Below are 16,475 nucleotides of genomic sequence, written 5' to 3'. Positions count from 1 at the left end.
TGAAGGGGGGTAGGGGTTAGGACGGCAGGTTGGAATGCGTTCCAGCAGCCTGACAACACCGGCAGCCTGCCAGTTGAAGCACTCCTCTTTTATAAAACTTGCCTCCATTCAGGGGGTCCGGGGGGATTATCCCCCCGGCCGCCGGAGGCATCTTACCTTCTTATCTCCGTATCTTCTTAGCACCATTATAGGAAATACCATGCGTTACAATATATGCGTCATGCCGGGGGACGGGATCGGGCCGGAGATTGTGGCTGAGGCCATGAAGGTTCTGGAGACGGTCGGGAAGAAGTTTGGGTTGGAGTTTGCTTATAGTCAGGCGCTTATTGGCGGCGCGGCCATTGACGCCACCGGCTCTCCGTTGCCTGAGGCGACGATTGCGGCCTGCAAGGCGGCTGATGCGGTCTTGTTGGGCGCGGTCGGCGGTCCCCAGTGGGACACCATTGATCCGGCCATCCGCCCGGAGAAGGGCCTTCTTGGCATTCGCAAGGCTTTGGGGCTTTTCGCCAATCTGCGGCCGGCCAAGCTGTTCCCGGAGTTGGCGGCGGCGTGTTGTCTGCGTCCCGATATCGTCGGCAAGGGACTCGACGTCATGGTCATTCGCGAGTTGACCGGCGGGGCCTATTTTGGCGAACCGCGCGGCATCGAGGAGCGCGGGGGCGAGCAGGTTGGGTTTAATACCATGATCTATGCCGAGCACGAGGTGCGCCGCATCGCCAAGGTCGGTTTCGAGACGGCGAGAAAGCGCGGCGGCAGGCTGTGTTCTGTGGACAAGGCCAACGTGCTGGACGTCTCGCGGCTGTGGCGGGCGGTGGTTATTGAAGTGGCCAAGGACTACCCGGACGTCGAGTTGTCGCACATGTATGTGGATAACGCGGCCATGCAGCTCGTGCGCGATCCGTCGCAGTTTGACGTCATCGTCACCGAGAATCTTTTTGGCGACATCCTGTCGGACGAGGCGGCGGTCATCACCGGCTCCATCGGCATGCTGCCGTCGGCTTCGCTCGGCGAAGCCAACCCGGGCCTGTACGAGCCGATCCACGGTTCGGCCCCGGACATTGCCGGCCAGGACAAGGCCAATCCCCTGGCCACCATCCTGTCCCTGGCCATGATGCTCAAGCATTCCTTTAACGAAACGGCTGCGGCCGAGGCCATCGAAGCGGCCTGCGCCAAGGTGCTGGCCGAGGGCTACCGCACCGGCGACATTATGGAGCCGGGCAAGACCCTGGTTGGCTGCAAAGCCATGGGCGACCTCGTCGCCGCGCGCCTGGCGTAGCGAGAAGAGGGACGGGAGAAGGCAAAAGAGCCTCCGGCGGCCGGGGGGGATCATCCCCCCCGGACCCCCTGAAAGGGAGAATTTTTTCAAGGGGTTGATTGCTCGTACGTAAGGGCCAGTCGCTGTGAACCGTGGGCGAGGTAATCCCAACTTGACTGGGAACACCGTTGCTTCGGCGGCCGGGAGGGGGTAGCCCCTCCCGGACCCTCCCTTTCTGGGAGATTCGTTTTTCGCAGTGGTTTCAGTGCGTTGTATAGAATGGGGCAGGGGGCTGGCCGGGGCTGGTTCTCCTGCCTTTTTTTGCGTACAAACGCCACGCGATAGCGACCGATTTTCACCGAGCCGTCCGTTGTGACGGCCAAGCCGCAAGCGAAGCGACATACTCACCATGGCCAAAGTCAGTCTGCAAAATATTTCCAAGGCCTATGCCGGTCGGGATCTTTTCAAGGACTTTTCCTTGGAGATTCCCGGTGGCACCCGGCTGGCTATTGTCGGCCAGAACGGCGCGGGCAAATCAACGCTTTTAAAGCTCATAGCCGGCGTGTCCGAACCGGACAGCGGCAAGGTGTCGCTGTCAACCGGCGCGCGCCTGGGCTATGTGGCCCAGGAGATGGAGGAAGCCGATCTCGGCATGACGCTTTTAGCCTGGGTCATGGCTGCCTTGCCGTCGTGGAAGGAATTTTGGGTGCGCTACGACGCGGCCGTGGCCGCCGGCGACGCCGCCGCCTTGGACGCCCTGTCCCACGAACAGGCCAGCATGGAACACGCGCTGGGGTATAATCCCGAGCATCGGGCCAAGACCATCCTGTCGGGCCTGGGTTTTGAGGAGAAGCACTTTCACAGCCCCATTTCCGGGCTGTCCGGCGGCTGGCGCGAGCGGGCCAAGCTGGCCCGGGTGTTGACGGCCGGGGCCGATGTGCTGCTGTTGGACGAACCCACCAACCACCTGGATCTTGAAGCCGTGTCCTGGCTGGAGTCGTTTCTGTGCGCCTTTGCCGGCGTGCTCATTTTTGTGGCCCACGACCGGGTGTTTTTGGACCGCGTGGCCACCCACACGCTCTTTCTCGGCGAGGCCAAGCCCATCTGGCGGCCGGGATCGTTTTCCCAGTTTCTCGTCTGGCGCGAGGAGATGGAAAAGCAGTGGGAGCGCCAAGCCGCGGCCATTGACAATAAGATCAAGCAGCACAGCGTCTTTATCGACCGTTTTCGCTACAAGGCCAGCAAGGCGAGGCAGGCCCAGAGCAAATTAAAGACCGTGGACAAGCTGCATAAAGAGATTTCGGCCCTGCGCGGCGACCGGCCCGATGTGCGCGCCCGCACCCTGGATTTCTCCCTGCCCGAACCCGAGCGTTCGGACAAGACCGTCTGCGCCGCCGCCGATCTGGCCTATGCTTGGCCCGGGCGCGATCCGCTGTGGCCGCCGCTGACCTTTCAGCTCTTCCGGGGCCAGAAGGTGGCCCTGGTCGGGCACAACGGCGCAGGCAAGACCACGCTGTTAAAGCTCATCGTCGGGGCGAACAAGCCGACGGACGGCCGCATTGTCCTGGGCACCGGGGTCAAGATCGGCTATTTCAGCCAGCACCAGACCGAGATTTTAAACACCGAAGCCATGGTCATGGCCGAGATGCGGCGCATGGCCGGCCCCAAGGCCACCCACCTGGAATGCTGCTCCACCTTGGGGCTGTTTCTCTTGGGCGAAGACTATTGGGAACGCCGGGTGTCCGAGTTGTCCGGCGGCGAGAAATCGCGCCTCGTTTTGGCCGGGCTTTTTTCGGCCCGGGCCAATTTCCTGATTCTCGACGAACCCACCAACCACCTGGATCTGGAAAGCCGCGAAGCCTTGGTGCGCGCCTTGGCCGAATTTACCGGCACCATCTTGATGGTCGCCCACGACCGCTATCTGCTGCGCGAAGCCGCTGCCGAGGTCTGGTCCGTGGGTGCCGACGGTATCACCGTCTATGACGAGGGCTACGCCGCCTACGAAGCCGCCCAGATGGCCGAGGCTGCGGCCGGCCGGGGCGATGCGGGCGAAGCGTGCGCCCCGGTCCAGAAGGTTTCGCGCCAGGAGGACAAGGAGCGCAAGCGCCGGGTGGCCGAGCTGCGAAACGCGCTGTACCGCGACATCAAGCCCAAGCGTGAGGCCTTTGAAAAGCTCGAAGCCGAGTTGGAGGCGCTTTTAACCAAACAGTCCGAGGTCGAGGCCGTCATGGCCGATCCCGAGACCTATGCCCAGCGCGAGCTTTTTGCCCGGCTCAACAAAGAGTACGGCGAGCTGTCCCGGGACGCCGAGGAGCTTCTCGCCCGCATGGCCGTCATGGAAGAGGAGATTGCCGATCTGGAAGCCCGTCGGGCGGCCCTTGTGGAGGAGGCGTGAGCGACGGGCGCAAGGTCGTTGACGTGGTGGCGGCCGTTATCTGGCAGGACGGCCGCTATCTGGGTGTGCGCCGGCCTGAGGGCAAGCCCATGGCCGGCGCTTACGAATTCCCCGGCGGCAAGATCGAGTCGGGCGAGACGCCGCAGATGGCGCTCACCCGGGAACTGCGTGAAGAATTGGGCATTACGCCCACTGCAATTGCCTTTTTCCGCGAAAAAGCGCATTCCTACGAACACCTTTCGGTCCAGCTGCACTTTTTTCACGTCCGGGCCTTTGCCGGGGAGCCGCTCCCCCTGGAAGGCCAGGACATGGAATGGCTGACCCCGCAGGAAGGCCGGTTGCGGCCGTTTCTGGAAGCGGACCGCGATATTGTGGACGCGCTAGCACTGGAAGAAAGCTGAGGTTCCCTGCGCCCAACAGGAGTGGCACAGGGTGGTAATCCCCCTTTGAAGAGTTTTTAGGGAAAGGGGGTCCGGGGGAAAACCCCTTTTTGCAAAAAGGGGTTTTCCCCCGGTTCCTCTCTTCATATCTTCTCCAAGGAGATCGCGTGCGAATCAGGGAGTTGATGGAGGCCAAGCGGCCGTTCGTGTCGTTGGAGTTTTTCCCGCCCAAAGAGCGGGAGGCCTGGGAAGGCTTTTTCGGCGTGGTGGAGCAGTTGTTGCCCGTGCGCCCGTTGTTCGTCTCCGTCACCTACGGGGCCGGCGGCAGCACCCACGCCCACACGCTGGAAATCGTTTCGCGCTTAAAAACCGCTTACGGCCTTGAACCCATGGCCCACCTGACCTGCGTCGGGGCCAGCCGGGACAAGATTCGCGGTTTTTTAGACGCCCTGCGCGCGGCAGGCGTGGACAACGTGCTGGCCCTTCGCGGCGATCCGCCCAAAGGCCAGGAACATTTCGTCCCGGATTCCGAGGATTTCCAGCACGCCAGCGATCTGGTGACCTTTATCCGCCAGGAGTACCCGCAGCTGTGCGTGGGCGTGGCCGGCTATCCCGAATGCCACCCCGAGGCCGCCTCACCGGAGACGGACCTCACGCATCTGTGCGGCAAACTCGAGCGTGGCGGCAATTTTGTCGTCACCCAGCTTTTTTTCGATAATGACAAGTATTTCGCCTTTGTGGACAAGGCCAAAGCCGCCGGCATTACCGTGCCCATCGTGCCCGGCGTGCTGCCGGTTTTAAGCCTGGCCAGCATCAAGCGCTTCGCAACGCTGTGCGGTGCCAGTCTGCCGCCGGCCTATATGGCCGAGCTGGAGGCTGCCGACGCGGCCGGTGGCTCGGCTGCCGTGGCAGAAGTGGGCATTGCCTATGCCCGCAAACAGGCTCAAGATCTCATCGCCCGGGGCGCGCCCGGCGTGCATCTCTATACGCTCAATAAGGCCGAGGCCGTGCTCTCCATTGTCTCTGGCCTGGATTACTAAGACTTTTTCTCGCTACAGGGGTCCGGGGGGATGCGCTCCCCGGCCGGGTTGCGGGCGCTAGCCCCCAGCCGCCGGTGGCGTACACATACTGCTGCACGGAGGATCGTATGGGCAGGGGCGAGTTGGTTGTGGCTGTGGCCGGTGCCACGGGAGCCGTGGGTCGCGAGATGCTTAAGACTTTGGAACAGCGGGCGTTTCCGGCCAAAACCGTTAAGGCGCTGGCGTCGTCGCGCTCGGCCGGCACCACCGTGCCCTATGCCGGGGGCGAACTGACCGTCGAGGAGATGACCGAAAAATCCTTCGAAGGCGTCGATATCGCGCTTTTTTCCGCCGGCGGCTCCACCTCGAAACGTTTTGCGCCCTTTGCGGTCAAATCCGGTTGCGTGGTCATCGACAACTCCAGCGCCTGGCGCATGGACCCCGAAGTGCCGCTGGTGGTGCCCGAGGTCAATCCCGAGGATGTCGATTGGCACAAGGGCATCATCGCCAACCCCAACTGCTCGACCATCCAGATGGTGGTGGCGCTTAAGCCCCTGCACGACGTGGGCACCATCAAGCGCGTCATCGTCTCCACCTATCAGGCCGTGTCCGGCACCGGCCAAAAAGCCATTGCCGAACTGGAAACCCAAGTGCGCCAGCTGTTTAACAGCCAGGAAGCCGACGTTAACGTGTATCCGCACCAGATCGCGTTTAACTGTCTGCCCCAGATCGACGTATTCACCGATGGCGACTACACCTTCGAAGAAGTCAAAATGATCAAGGAAACCAACAAGATCATGGGCGACGATTCGATCAAGGTGACGGCCACCACCGTGCGCGTGCCGGTTTTCTACGGCCACAGCGAGTCCGTCAACATCGAGACGGAGAAGAAGATCACCGCCAAGGAAGCCCGGGTCATCCTGTCCCAGGCCCCGGGCATCGTGGTCTACGACAACCCGTCGGAAAAGATCTATCCCATGCCCCTGGTGGCCGCTGGCGAAGACCCGGTCTTCGTCGGGCGCATCCGCGAGGACAATAGCATCGACAACGGCCTGCACCTGTGGATCGTGGCCGATAACATCCGCAAAGGCGCGGCCCTGAACGCCGTGCAGATCGCCGAACTGCTCATCGAACGCGACATGGTCCGTGTTTAGTTGGTGAAGAGGCCTCCGGCGGCCGGGGGCCTGAGGCCCCCGGACCCCCCACATGGGTTAAGGGGGGCGGCGTTGCCGCGACGGTGGGCGGAAGTAGAGCAAGCGGGGGAAACGGGTAACGCCGTTTCCCCCTTTTTTACAAGGAGTCCGTCATATGGCTGACATCGTTGACGCCAAGACCTATCTCGACCGCCTGCTGGCCGCGCCGCGCCCAGGCGCAGACGGCGTCCTGGCTTTTTACGACCATCGCATCGGCGTCATCGGCAAAGACCCGCGCCTCATGCTCATCCCCCTCGACGACCATCTGGTGCACCGGGGCGACGGCGTCTTCGAGACGCTCAAATATCTCGGCCGCCGGCTCTATCAGATCGAACCGCACTTCACCCGTATGGAACGCTCGGCCGCAGCCATCCATCTGGCCCCGCCGTGTTCCTGGGAGGAAGTGGCCGCGCTGACCCTGGAGGTCTGCCGGGCCGGCGGCGTTGACGACGGCATGGTGCGCGTGCTCATCGGACGCGGCCCCGGCGGCTTCGGCATCGATCCGGCCGAATGCCCCACCCCAAGCCTGACCATCGTGGCCTACGGCTTCCATGCCCGGCCGGCCGCCGCCTTTGCCAAAGGCGTCACCGCCTTTCGCACCTCCATCCCGGCCAAACAAAACTACCTCGCCCGCATCAAATCCATCGACTATCTGCCAAATGTGCTCATGAAGCGCGAAGCCACCCAGCGCGGCGAAGATTACCCCGTCTGCTACGACGACAAAGGCTTTTTGGCCGAAGGGGCCACCGAAAACATCTGCATCGTGGACGCCGCCGGCCGCTTCGTCGTGCCGGAACTGACCAATGCCCTCACCGGCACCACGCTGCTGCGCGCCATCGAACTACTCGATGGCGAAATCGAAGTGGTCTTTACCGGCATCCGCGAAGAAGACATCGCCACGGCCAAAGAAATGTTTATCCTCGGCACCACCAACGACTGCTTAAGCATCGTGCGCTACAACGGCGCTCCCGTCGGCAACGGCCAGCCCGGGCCAGTGTCGCTGCTGCTCAAGGAACGTATAGAGGCCGACATCGCGGCGAGCGGGACGGCGTTTTAACTGGGGCGCTGCCCCAGACCCCGCCGGGCTCTGCCCGGATTTTACCGGGCTCTGCCCGGACCCGGCAGGGCTCTGCCCTGCACCCGCCGGGGGGATGATCCCCCCGGACCCCCCGATTGGGGGGCGGGAGATGGGTAAGCGGGTTGGAGGTTCGGCGTTGGCGGCAGTGTTGGCGTCGGCGTGAGAAGAATGGGGATCGGAATTTGGCCGCTGTTCCCGACGCGGAAGCCGCGCCAGGAACAGCGGCCAAATTCCGATCCCCAACTCGCCAGCGGCCCTTTGGGCCGCATTTGCTTGGAGAAAGAGCGACCAGAAGTGAACAAGGCCATGGCAGGCCGGGCTGTTCCTGTCTTTACGGGCGAACCGGGTGGCTGCAATTTGGGCCGCCGTGCTCCCCGCGCTTCGCGAGGAGTGTCGGCGGCCCAAATTGCAGCCACCCACGCGGCGCAGCCGCCAAGCGCTCCCGCGCCCAAAAATCTTCCCATTTTTCCGCCCACGCAGCAGCCCCTTCTGCCGCCCACCCTATGCGCCCCCATCCAGGGGGTCCGGGGGGGATGATCCCCCCCGGCAGGGTCCGGGACAGCGTCCCGGTGGGGTCTGGGGCAAAGCCCCAGCGGGGTTTGGGGCAGCGCCCCAATATTCTCCCCGCCCCGCCCTTTCGTTACTCCATTTTTTCCAGCAGCCAGTTGGCACCGGGCGTGGCGTTGTCGCGGGCAAAGGTCCAGCGTTCGGTGCGTTCGGCGTTTTGGCTGGCACCGGGTTCGCGGCGCAGGGCTTTGTAGTCCACGACCATGGTGGTGCGGTTGGCGTCGTCGGTGTGGCTGGCCAGCGTTGCTTCGACGAGGAGGATATCCGGTTTGCCGGCCGGGGTGGCGGGCAGGGTGTTTTTGAGTTGCGTGAGCAGGCTTGGGCTGACGAAGTGGCCCAGGTCGTTAAAATCGCGCGTGCCGAGGGAGGCGGCGATGCGGCTGTAGGCGATTTTAGCACCGGCCAGAAATTCGTCGTCTGGCGCGCTGGGGGCTGGGGGTTGCGGCTGGGACTGGCTTTGGGGCTGGCCCTGGGGCGCGGCGGTTGGCGGCGCGGTTTGGGACGTCTCCGGCGATTTGAGTCGGTCCCACGAGGCCTGGGCATTGGTGTACATGTTGGGTTTGCCGGGCGGCGTGGGGTCGAGCGGCGGCGAATCGTTGTCGGGGTCTATGTAGCGGGGCGGCTGGCCGGGTTGGGAGGAATTTTTGTTTTTGGAGCGGTTGGAGAGGAACCGAAAGAGGACGAACATGGCCAGGCCGAGCAGGATGAGGTTGATGAGCAGATCGCCGGATTCGACGCTGGCGGCGCTGCCATCGGCCTGGGCGTCGGTGGCGGCGAGGAAGGCGGCGAGGGCGGTTGTCGCGGCGGCGCGTCGGAGGGCGGATAGCTGTGTTTTCATGGGGTGGCGCTCCATATTTCTGGTTGTGGCAAAGGGGGGCGGGCAAGTCAATGTGTGGTATTGTTTGACAGGCTATAAAAATAGTTGACGCCGCAGCGTTGGCAGGGTGCCGGGAGCGTTGCAAAAAGACAATGAATTTGGCTTGTTGAGAGAATCTTGTTTGGCCCCGCACTTGCAATAATAATCCATTTCCCTGGGTCGTCCTGCGGCGGGTGGCAGGGTGCCGCAGCATGGGTTCTGTGGCGTGAGCGCTTCTGTGCGGCAACGAGTCGGAGAGGTCGGATGTGTGTCGTTTGAGAAACGGTGGAGGAAGCAATGGGCGTGCGGGGTAAGTTGTATCTGCTGCTGGGCGTATGCGTCCTCGGGTTTGTCTGTTCGCTTGTCGCTGAGCGCGTGGGCAAACATTATACCGAAAAATATCGCACGCTTGAAGGGCTTGCTGCCTCAGCCTATCTGGAGGTGTTGCAGGCCCGGCGCGAAGAAAAAAACTTTCTGATCCGGCTCGATCCGGCCTATGTCGAGCCGGTCTTTAAACATGCCGACAAGGTCCGGGCCGATGTCGAACAATTGGTCGCGCGGGATACGGCCATGGACGGCGAGGCCCGGCAGGCGCTGGCCGAACTGGCCGCCTATCGCAAAGGCTTTGAGGAACTGGCCGCCATCCAGCGGAGCAAGGGATTTACCGAAAACGACGGGCTCATGCGCGATTTCGTCTATGCCGCCCGGGATCTGGACGAGAAGTTCAAGCCGGTGACGGACAAGGATTTTCAGATACTGCTGTTAACCATCCGCCGGCATGAGAAGAACTGGCAGTTGCGCGATGAGGATTCCTACGTGTCGCGGGTCAATGACGGGGTGAAAAAGTTGCATGCCATGGTTGGGGCTGCGGCGGATCTGACGGCCGAACAGAAAAAGGGCTTTGACGCGGTCATCGACACCTACCAGCGCAGTTTCGCCGCCTATGTCGAGGCTTCGGCCAAGGCGAAAAAGGTCACGGCGGCCATGGTGGAGAGCGGCCGGGGGCTTATGCCCCATTTCGAGAAGATCGAGGCCTTTTACGCGGCCCGGCGGGCCAGCATCCAGGCCACGGTGGAAGCGGCCCAGATCGGGGTCCAGGCGGCGCTTGGACTGGCGGTGCTGCTGGTGGTTTTGTGGATCATTCGCGGCATCACCGGCTCGCTTACGGCCCTTGGGTCGTATTCCAAAAAAGTGGCTTCGGGTGATTTGAACGCCCGGCCGGTGGGCCGGTTCGAGGCCGAGTTTGCGGCCCTTCGCGACGACATCACCACCATGGTGGATGATCTCAAGGAAAAGATGCGCCAAGTGGAGGAGAAGCAGGCCGAGGCAGCCCGGCAGGCCCAGGCGGCCGAGGATGCCATGCACGCCACCATGCGCAAGGAAGAGGAGCTGGCCGAGAGCCTGACCCGCATGCAGGCCGTGGCCGAGCGGGCGGACGACATTTCCCATCGGCTTTCCGGGGCGGCCCAGGAACTGTCCAGCCAGACCGCACAGTCTGCCGCCGGAGTGGAGCTGCAACGGCGTCGGGTGGACGAGACCGCCACGGCCGTGGGCCAGATGAACGCCACCATTTTGGAAATTGCCGCCAGCGCCGGCTCGGCCGCCCAGGCCGCCATGACCACCCGCGACAATGCCGTCACCGGGGCCGAAGTGGTGCGTCAGGCCGGGGCGTCCATGGTCACGGTCAACGGCATCGCCACGGAACTCAAGGGCGACATGGGCCATCTCGGCCAGGAAGCCCAGTCCATCGGCCAGGTGGTGGGCGTTATCAATGACATTGCCGACCAGACCAACCTGCTGGCCTTAAACGCCGCCATCGAGGCCGCCCGGGCCGGCGAGGCCGGACGCGGCTTTGCCGTCGTTGCCGACGAGGTCAGGAAGCTGGCCGAAAAGACCATGGTGGCCACCAAGGAAGTGGAAAGCCGCATCCGGGCCATCCAGGACGCGGCCGGGCGCAATATCCGCAGCATGGACCAGGCTGTTGCCGCCGTGTCCGACGCCAACGCCCTGGCCGGGCGCTCCGGCGAGGCCATCCTGGCCATTGTCGGCAACGCCGACGCCACAAGTTCCGAGGTCCAGTCCATCGCCGCTTCGGCCGAGGAACAATCAGCCGCCTCGGAGCAGATCAGCCGGGCCATTACCGAAATCAGCGGCGTGGCCGAGGACAACGTGGCCGGCGTCGAAGCCACCAGCCGGGCCGCCCACGCCCTGGCCGCCATGGCCGAGGAACTGGGGCAACTCATAGTGCAACTGCGCGGCAGCGACAGCGCCCCCCGCAGCCGCAAGGCCCTGGCGGCGTAGAAAGATAAGACAGGAAGAGGCCTCCGGCGGCCAAAGGGGTGACCCCTTTGGAATCCCTCCTGGAAGGCAAAGGGTTAAAGGGGAACCGCGTTACCGCGACGGTGGGGGGAGCGGGCAAGGCCACACGGCAGGCTTGACGAGAACCTCCGTTGGGGGGGCTTGGCGAGGGTTGGCAATCTGGCCGGCTGGGGGTCGGGAACGCAGACGACGGTTTTGCCTGTTTAACAGCCTCCCAGGTTACCCAACAATACCAGCAACCCCTTGTAACATTTTTCCCACCAAGGGGGTCCGGGGGGGATTATCCCCCCCGGCCGCCGGAGGCGTCTTCATCTCAGGCCGCCTTGCGGCCAGGAGACGTTTTTTCGGGAAGGCGTTGCCAGGGCGGGCCGGCCGCGCTAGGACTGGCGGCGTCGTCAACGCCGCCGCCAGCGGCCAACGCCTTTGCCAAGCCACGGAACATCCATGACCACTGCTACCCAGGTTTCCGGGAAGAAATCCCGTTCCAGGCTCGGGCTTCGCGCCCGGGTCTATCTGCTCCTTGGCGGACTGTTGTTCGTCAACATGATCGGACCCATCATCATGATCTGGTACGCGGCCATGGCCCGCGACCTCTATACCACCACCGCCGACAAGGATCTGGCCGCGCTGACCGCTGCCCACGAACTGGAAAACGCCCTGCTCAATCAGAAGGGCTACGCCACCTATTATTATCTGAGCCGGGAGCCTTCGTGGCTGCTCAAGCTGGCCGAGAGCCGCCGCACCTTTGAGCTGTGGCTGGAGCGCACCCGGACCGAGCTGAACGCGCCCGAAGCCGCTGTCCTGGTCGAGGAGATCGCTGCGGCCTATAAACGCTATGCCGTGGCCAAGGACAACGTCATCGACCTCTACCAGCAGGGGCGGATGGAGTCGGCCAAGGACCAGCATTGGGCGGTGCGGGATGATTTCGACGGCCTGCGCGAACTGTGCGACCGGTTTAAAACCTTTTATCGCGAGCGCATGCGCCGCACCAGCCAGCTTTATCTGGAACGCACGGATCTGGTCATGGGCGTGGCTGTGGTGGGCGTGGTCATAAACGCCACCCTGGGCTTTTTCCTGGCCTACGTCCTGGTCGGCCAGATCCTTGATCCCATCCGGCGCCTCGCCTGGGGCGATCACGGCAAGACCGTGGCCGTGGGGCTTTCCGACGAGGTCAAGGCCATTGGCCAGAAGTTTCGCGACCTGGAAAAGGACGTGGATCAGGCCCATTTGGACCTGGAGCAGAGCCGGGATCACCTCATGCAGTCGGAAAAGCTGGCCATGGCCGGCAAGCTGGCTGCCGGGGTGGCCCACACCATCCGCAACCCTTTGACCTCGGTCAAGATGCGGCTTTTTTCCCTGCAACGGGGGCTGAAACTCGACCCGTCCCAGCAGGAGGATTTCGAGGTCATTGCCGAGGAAATCGGGCATATCGACACCATCGTGCGCAACTTCCTGGAATTTGCCCGGCCGCCCAAACTGACGGCCCAGCCGGTGAGCCTGTCTGCCGTGGTGGACACCACGCTGACCTTGCTCAAGCACCGCCTGGAATCCTACAATGTGGCCGTGACCGTGGACCGGAGCCGGCCGTTGCCCGTGCTAAACGCCGACCCGGACCAGCTCAAGGAAGGGCTGGTCAATCTGGTGCTCAACGCCTGCGAGGCCATGGTGGAGGGCGGTTCCATCGTCATTCGCGAGGAGACGGGCGTGCTCGAACCCCATGGGCCGATCCTGGCCGTGCGGGTGATCGACACCGGTCCGGGCATTCCGCCGCCGCTTTTGGAGCGCATCTTTCAGCCGTTTTTCACCACCAAGGGCGAGGGGTCGGGCCTGGGGCTGGCCATCGTCAAACGCATCGTCGAGGAGCATGGCGGCTGGATCACGGCCCAGTCCCCGGAAGGCCGGGGAGCCTCGTTCACCATGGTGTTTCCATACGAAGGGGAGCGGGGATGGCACAGATCCTGATTGTGGACGACGACCACCAGTTGCGCCAGAGCTTTGAGCGGCTGCTGGCTGCCGAGGGCCATGCCGTGCGCACGGCCTCCTCGGGCGAGGCCGGCATTGCCGCCGTGCGCGAGGCCGTGCCCGACGCCGTGGTCATGGACGTGCGCATGTCCGGCATCTCGGGCCTGGAAGCCTATGCCGCCATGCGCGAGATCGAGCCGAGGCTGCCGGTCATCATCATGACCGCTTTTGGCACTACGGAAATCGCCATCGAAGCCACCAAGATGGGGGCCTACGACTATATCTTAAAGCCCTTTGACATCCCGGAGATTTTAAAGCTCCTGGACAAGGCCGTGGCCGCCGGCCGGTCCATGCGCAGCCGGGTGGCTGTGGGGGTCGAGGGCGAGGACGCCGCCGCTGCCGACGCCATTATCGGCCGCAGCCCGTCCATGCAGGAACTCTACAAGGCCATCGGCCGGGCCGCCCCAACAGACGCCACCGTGCTCGTGCGCGGCGAATCCGGCACCGGCAAGGAGCTGGTGGCCCGGGCCGTCTACCAGCATTCGCTGCGGGCGGACAAACCGTTTCTGGTCATCAACTGCGTGGCCATCCCGGAAACGCTGCTGGAATCCGAGCTGTTTGGCTACGAGAAAGGGGCCTTTACCGGGGCCACGGGCCGCAAGGTGGGCAAGATCGAGCAGGCCAACCGGGGCACGGTCTTTCTCGACGAAATCGGCGACATGCCCATGAGCATCCAGGCCAAGCTGCTCAGGCTTTTGCAGGAGCAAAATGTCGAACGTCTGGGCGGGCGGCAGGTCATTCCCGTGGACGTGCGCATCATCGCCGCCACCAACCGCGATCTGGAAGAAGCCGTGCGCCAGGGGCAGTTTCGCGAAGACCTGTATTATCGCCTCAAAGTCGTCACCATGACCCTGCCGCCCCTGCGCGAGCGGCCCGGCGACATCCCGCTTTTGGTGCGCTATTTTCTGTCCCGCTACGCCCGGGAAATGGGGCAGGCCGATCCCGGAGCCACGGACGGGGCCATGGCCATGCTGACCGCCGCTTCCTGGCCGGGCAATGTCCGGGAACTGGGCAATACGCTTAAAAAGGCTCTGATATTTAGTCGGGGCGGGCCGCTGTCACCGGACGAGGTGACAAAGGCCCTGGGCGTGCCGCTGCGCAGCACCGCTTCGCCCGACGGCGACGGCGGCGAATCCATGGCCGACTGCATCCGCCGCGAGCTGGCCTCGGGGCGCGAGGGCCTTTTCGAGGAACTCATGGACCGCTTTGGCCATTTGGTCATCCGCCAAGCCCTGGAGGCCACCGGCGGCAACCGCTCCCAGGCGGCCCGCCTGCTGGGCCTGTCGCGGCCAACCCTTATCGCCAAGATCGAAAAATACGGGCTTCGCATTGAAGCCCAGGCGCGCATCGAAGGCTGAGCCGGCGGCCGGCCGGGCTGCCGCTTGCAGAAGCCCTGCCGCGCCATCAAGGCAACGCCCCTCGCCGGCCGCGTCGCGCCCACCCAGGCCCACCATTACTGGCGCAATCTCCGCCCGCTTTACGTCCTGTAAAAAAAGCTGACAGGCTGGTGTGGCAAATCCGCTGACACCAATCTCTGGCGCGTTTAAAAAATCCTTCGATTCCATTGTGTTACAATTGCGCTTTCGGCCGCGATTTTGGCACGGGAGTTGCCTTTCCCCTGGCGTAACCTCGTCAGGAGTGTATGGTGAATCGTCCAAGGCCAATACTGTGCATCGCGGAGCGAAATGCCAATATCCGGGAACTGCTGCGTCGGGAATTTGGTCGCGAGGGCTACGGCGTGCTGACTGCCGGCTCCGGCGCCGAAGTCCTGATGCGGTTGGCGGGTCCGGTCTCGGTGGACGCACTTGTCCTGGATGCCGAGATCGCCGATCCCGATGGCGGATCGCTGACGCCGCTTCTAACGCGCCTGTATCCTGGGCTGCCTGTGGTGCTGCATGTCTACCCCGGTTTCGAGGCCGGCGACGACAGGCTGGTGCGGGTGGAGAAGGGCGGCGATTTCGAGCGGCTTAAAGGGACGGTGCACAGGCTGCTGGAGACGGGGAACGGCGCCGCCTGAGCGGGGTGCCACGGCAAAGGGTTGGATGCGAAATCACGCGTCGCGGGGTGGGGATATCGCGCGGGCGGGAAGCGCAGGCATGGTTTTTTCAACACGGAGGAAGCAACAATGGGGTTCGGTAGGCAAGTCTTCGAGTTCCTGAAATCGGCGTCGATTGCGCACGCCAAGTGGGACATGGAAGTGTCCACGTCCATCATTCAGAATCGGAAAAAACTTCTTTTCCTCATGATCCTGGCCCTGCCCATCCTGGCCGTGACCTTCGTCGAAGCCGGCGATTTTATCGGCAGCAAGACGGCCTACGGTCCGGCTTTTTATTCCACCAAAATCTTTCTGGTCTCCATCGCCGTCGGTCTGGCCGCCGGGCTGATCACCGGCTGCATCGGCGCGGGCGGCGGCTTTATCATCACCCCGGCGCTGATGGCCGCGGGCGTCAAAGGCATCCTGGCCGTCGGCACCGACCTCTTCCACATCTTTGCCAAGGCCATCATGGGCACGGCCGTGCACAAAAAGCTCGGCAACGTCTCGGGCAAGCTGGCCATCGCCTTTCTGGTCGGCTCAGGCGGCGGCACGTTTATCGGCGGTGCCATCAACAAAGGACTCTACGATAAAGATCCGCTGCTCTCCGAGTTCTTCATCAGCTCCCTCTACGCCGTCCTGCTCGGGTTCCTGGGTTTTTACGCCCTGTTCGACTTCATAAAGGCCAGCCGCCAGGACACCGGCGGCGGCGACTCCCATGGCGGCAGCCACGGCGGCCCCTCCGGCATGACCGGCATGGCCGTCAAACTCCAGAACTTAAACCTCGCCCCCATGATCACCTTTGACGAGGACTTCGTTCCCGGCGGCAAGCGCATCTCCGGCTGGATCGTGGCCTGCGGCGGCGTCATCGTCGGCATCCTGGCCGCACTGATGGGCGTTGGCGGCGGTTTCATCACCTTCCCCATGTTCGTCTATGTCTTTGGCGTGTCGTCCATGACCACCGTCGGCACCGACATCCTGCAGATCATCTTCACCGCCGGTCTTGGTGCCATCGCCCAGTACGCCATCTACGGCTATGTGTTCTACACGCTGGCCATGGGCATGCTGCTCGGATCGCTTCTGGGCATCCAGGTCGGCGCGCTGACCACCAAGGTCGTCAAGGGCATCCACATCCGCGGCTTTTACGCCATGTCCATCATCGCCGGTTTCATCAACCGGGTCTCCACCCTGCCCAAAAAATTCGTCGAACTCGAATATCTCAATATGTCTGCCGGGTTGGTCAACGGTATCGAATACGTCGGCAACATCGTATTCTGGATCGTGGTGGCGCTGTTCGGCGTCTGGGTCATCGGCAAATTCATTGTGAATATCGGCGCCCTGCGCCAGGAGGGATAAGGG

The 16,475-nt window shown here is 63.3% G+C and carries 12 protein-coding genes; 11 read left to right on the top strand and 1 reads right to left on the bottom strand.

The window, feature by feature from the left end; all coding sequences use genetic code 11:
* The first annotated feature begins 199 nt into the window (after positions 1–199).
* The 6 genes from leuB to GTA51_RS16825 all read left to right on the top strand — a co-directional run bounded on the left by leuB (position 200) and on the right by GTA51_RS16825 (position 7,299).
* Positions 200–1,276 carry a 3-isopropylmalate dehydrogenase gene (gene leuB / locus GTA51_RS16850; protein ID WP_160963131.1) on the top strand — a complete coding sequence of 359 codons (1,077 nt, stop codon included), beginning with the start codon at positions 200–202 and terminating at the stop codon, positions 1,274–1,276.
* Between the two features lie 388 nt (positions 1,277–1,664).
* Positions 1,665–3,650 (top strand): ABC-F family ATP-binding cassette domain-containing protein, encoded by a 1,986-nt coding sequence (locus tag GTA51_RS16845; RefSeq protein WP_160963129.1) that lies wholly within the window; start codon positions 1,665–1,667, stop codon positions 3,648–3,650.
* Entirely contained in the window at positions 3,647–4,051 is a 405-nt protein-coding gene (locus GTA51_RS16840) for an NUDIX domain-containing protein (protein ID WP_160963127.1), read from the top strand. Before GTA51_RS16845 ends, GTA51_RS16840 begins: the two co-directional genes overlap by 4 nt.
* A 146-nt stretch (positions 4,052–4,197) precedes the next feature.
* Positions 4,198–5,070 carry a methylenetetrahydrofolate reductase [NAD(P)H] gene (gene metF / locus GTA51_RS16835; RefSeq protein WP_160963125.1) on the top strand — a complete coding sequence of 291 codons (873 nt, stop codon included), beginning with the start codon at positions 4,198–4,200 and terminating at the stop codon, positions 5,068–5,070.
* A 107-nt stretch (positions 5,071–5,177) separates the two neighbouring features.
* On the top strand, positions 5,178–6,203 hold the full coding sequence (locus GTA51_RS16830) for an aspartate-semialdehyde dehydrogenase (protein ID WP_160963123.1): 1,026 nt from the start codon (positions 5,178–5,180) through the stop codon (positions 6,201–6,203).
* A gap of 154 nt (positions 6,204–6,357) precedes the next feature.
* A complete protein-coding gene (locus tag GTA51_RS16825; protein ID WP_160963121.1) occupies positions 6,358–7,299 on the top strand; it encodes an aminotransferase class IV in 942 nt (313 codons plus the stop codon).
* Between the two features lie 661 nt (positions 7,300–7,960).
* On the opposite strand, the gene GTA51_RS16820 is transcribed toward GTA51_RS16825, so the two are convergent.
* Positions 7,961–8,725, bottom strand: coding sequence for a Tim44 domain-containing protein (locus GTA51_RS16820; RefSeq protein ID WP_246198198.1), 765 nt, complete (start codon positions 8,723–8,725; stop codon positions 7,961–7,963).
* 315 nt (positions 8,726–9,040) lie between these two features.
* On the opposite strand from GTA51_RS16820, the gene GTA51_RS16815 reads away from it, so the two are divergent.
* The 5 genes from GTA51_RS16815 (at position 9,041) to GTA51_RS16795 (ending at position 16,472) form a co-directional block, all read left to right on the top strand.
* Positions 9,041–11,044 carry a methyl-accepting chemotaxis protein gene (locus GTA51_RS16815; protein WP_160963117.1) on the top strand — a complete coding sequence of 668 codons (2,004 nt, stop codon included), beginning with the start codon at positions 9,041–9,043 and terminating at the stop codon, positions 11,042–11,044.
* 462 nt (positions 11,045–11,506) lie between these two features.
* Positions 11,507–13,024, top strand: a complete 1,518-nt coding sequence (locus tag GTA51_RS16810; protein ID WP_160963115.1) for a sensor histidine kinase — start codon at positions 11,507–11,509, stop codon at positions 13,022–13,024.
* Entirely contained in the window at positions 13,009–14,442 is a 1,434-nt protein-coding gene (locus GTA51_RS16805; protein WP_160963113.1) for a sigma-54-dependent transcriptional regulator, read from the top strand. The genes GTA51_RS16810 and GTA51_RS16805 overlap by 16 nt, the downstream gene beginning before the upstream one ends.
* A gap of 284 nt (positions 14,443–14,726) precedes the next feature.
* Positions 14,727–15,101, top strand: a complete 375-nt coding sequence (locus tag GTA51_RS16800) for a response regulator (protein ID WP_160963111.1) — start codon at positions 14,727–14,729, stop codon at positions 15,099–15,101.
* A gap of 108 nt (positions 15,102–15,209) precedes the next feature.
* On the top strand, positions 15,210–16,472 hold the full coding sequence (locus tag GTA51_RS16795) for a sulfite exporter TauE/SafE family protein (protein WP_160963109.1): 1,263 nt from the start codon (positions 15,210–15,212) through the stop codon (positions 16,470–16,472).
* Positions 16,473–16,475 lie beyond the last annotated feature (3 nt).

Source organism: Solidesulfovibrio aerotolerans (genome assembly GCF_009856865.1).
Taxonomy (GTDB): Bacteria; Desulfobacterota; Desulfovibrionia; order Desulfovibrionales; family Desulfovibrionaceae; genus Solidesulfovibrio; species Solidesulfovibrio aerotolerans.
Note: the sequence above shows the minus strand (reverse complement) of the source record. Positions and strands in the feature narration are given on the sequence as shown.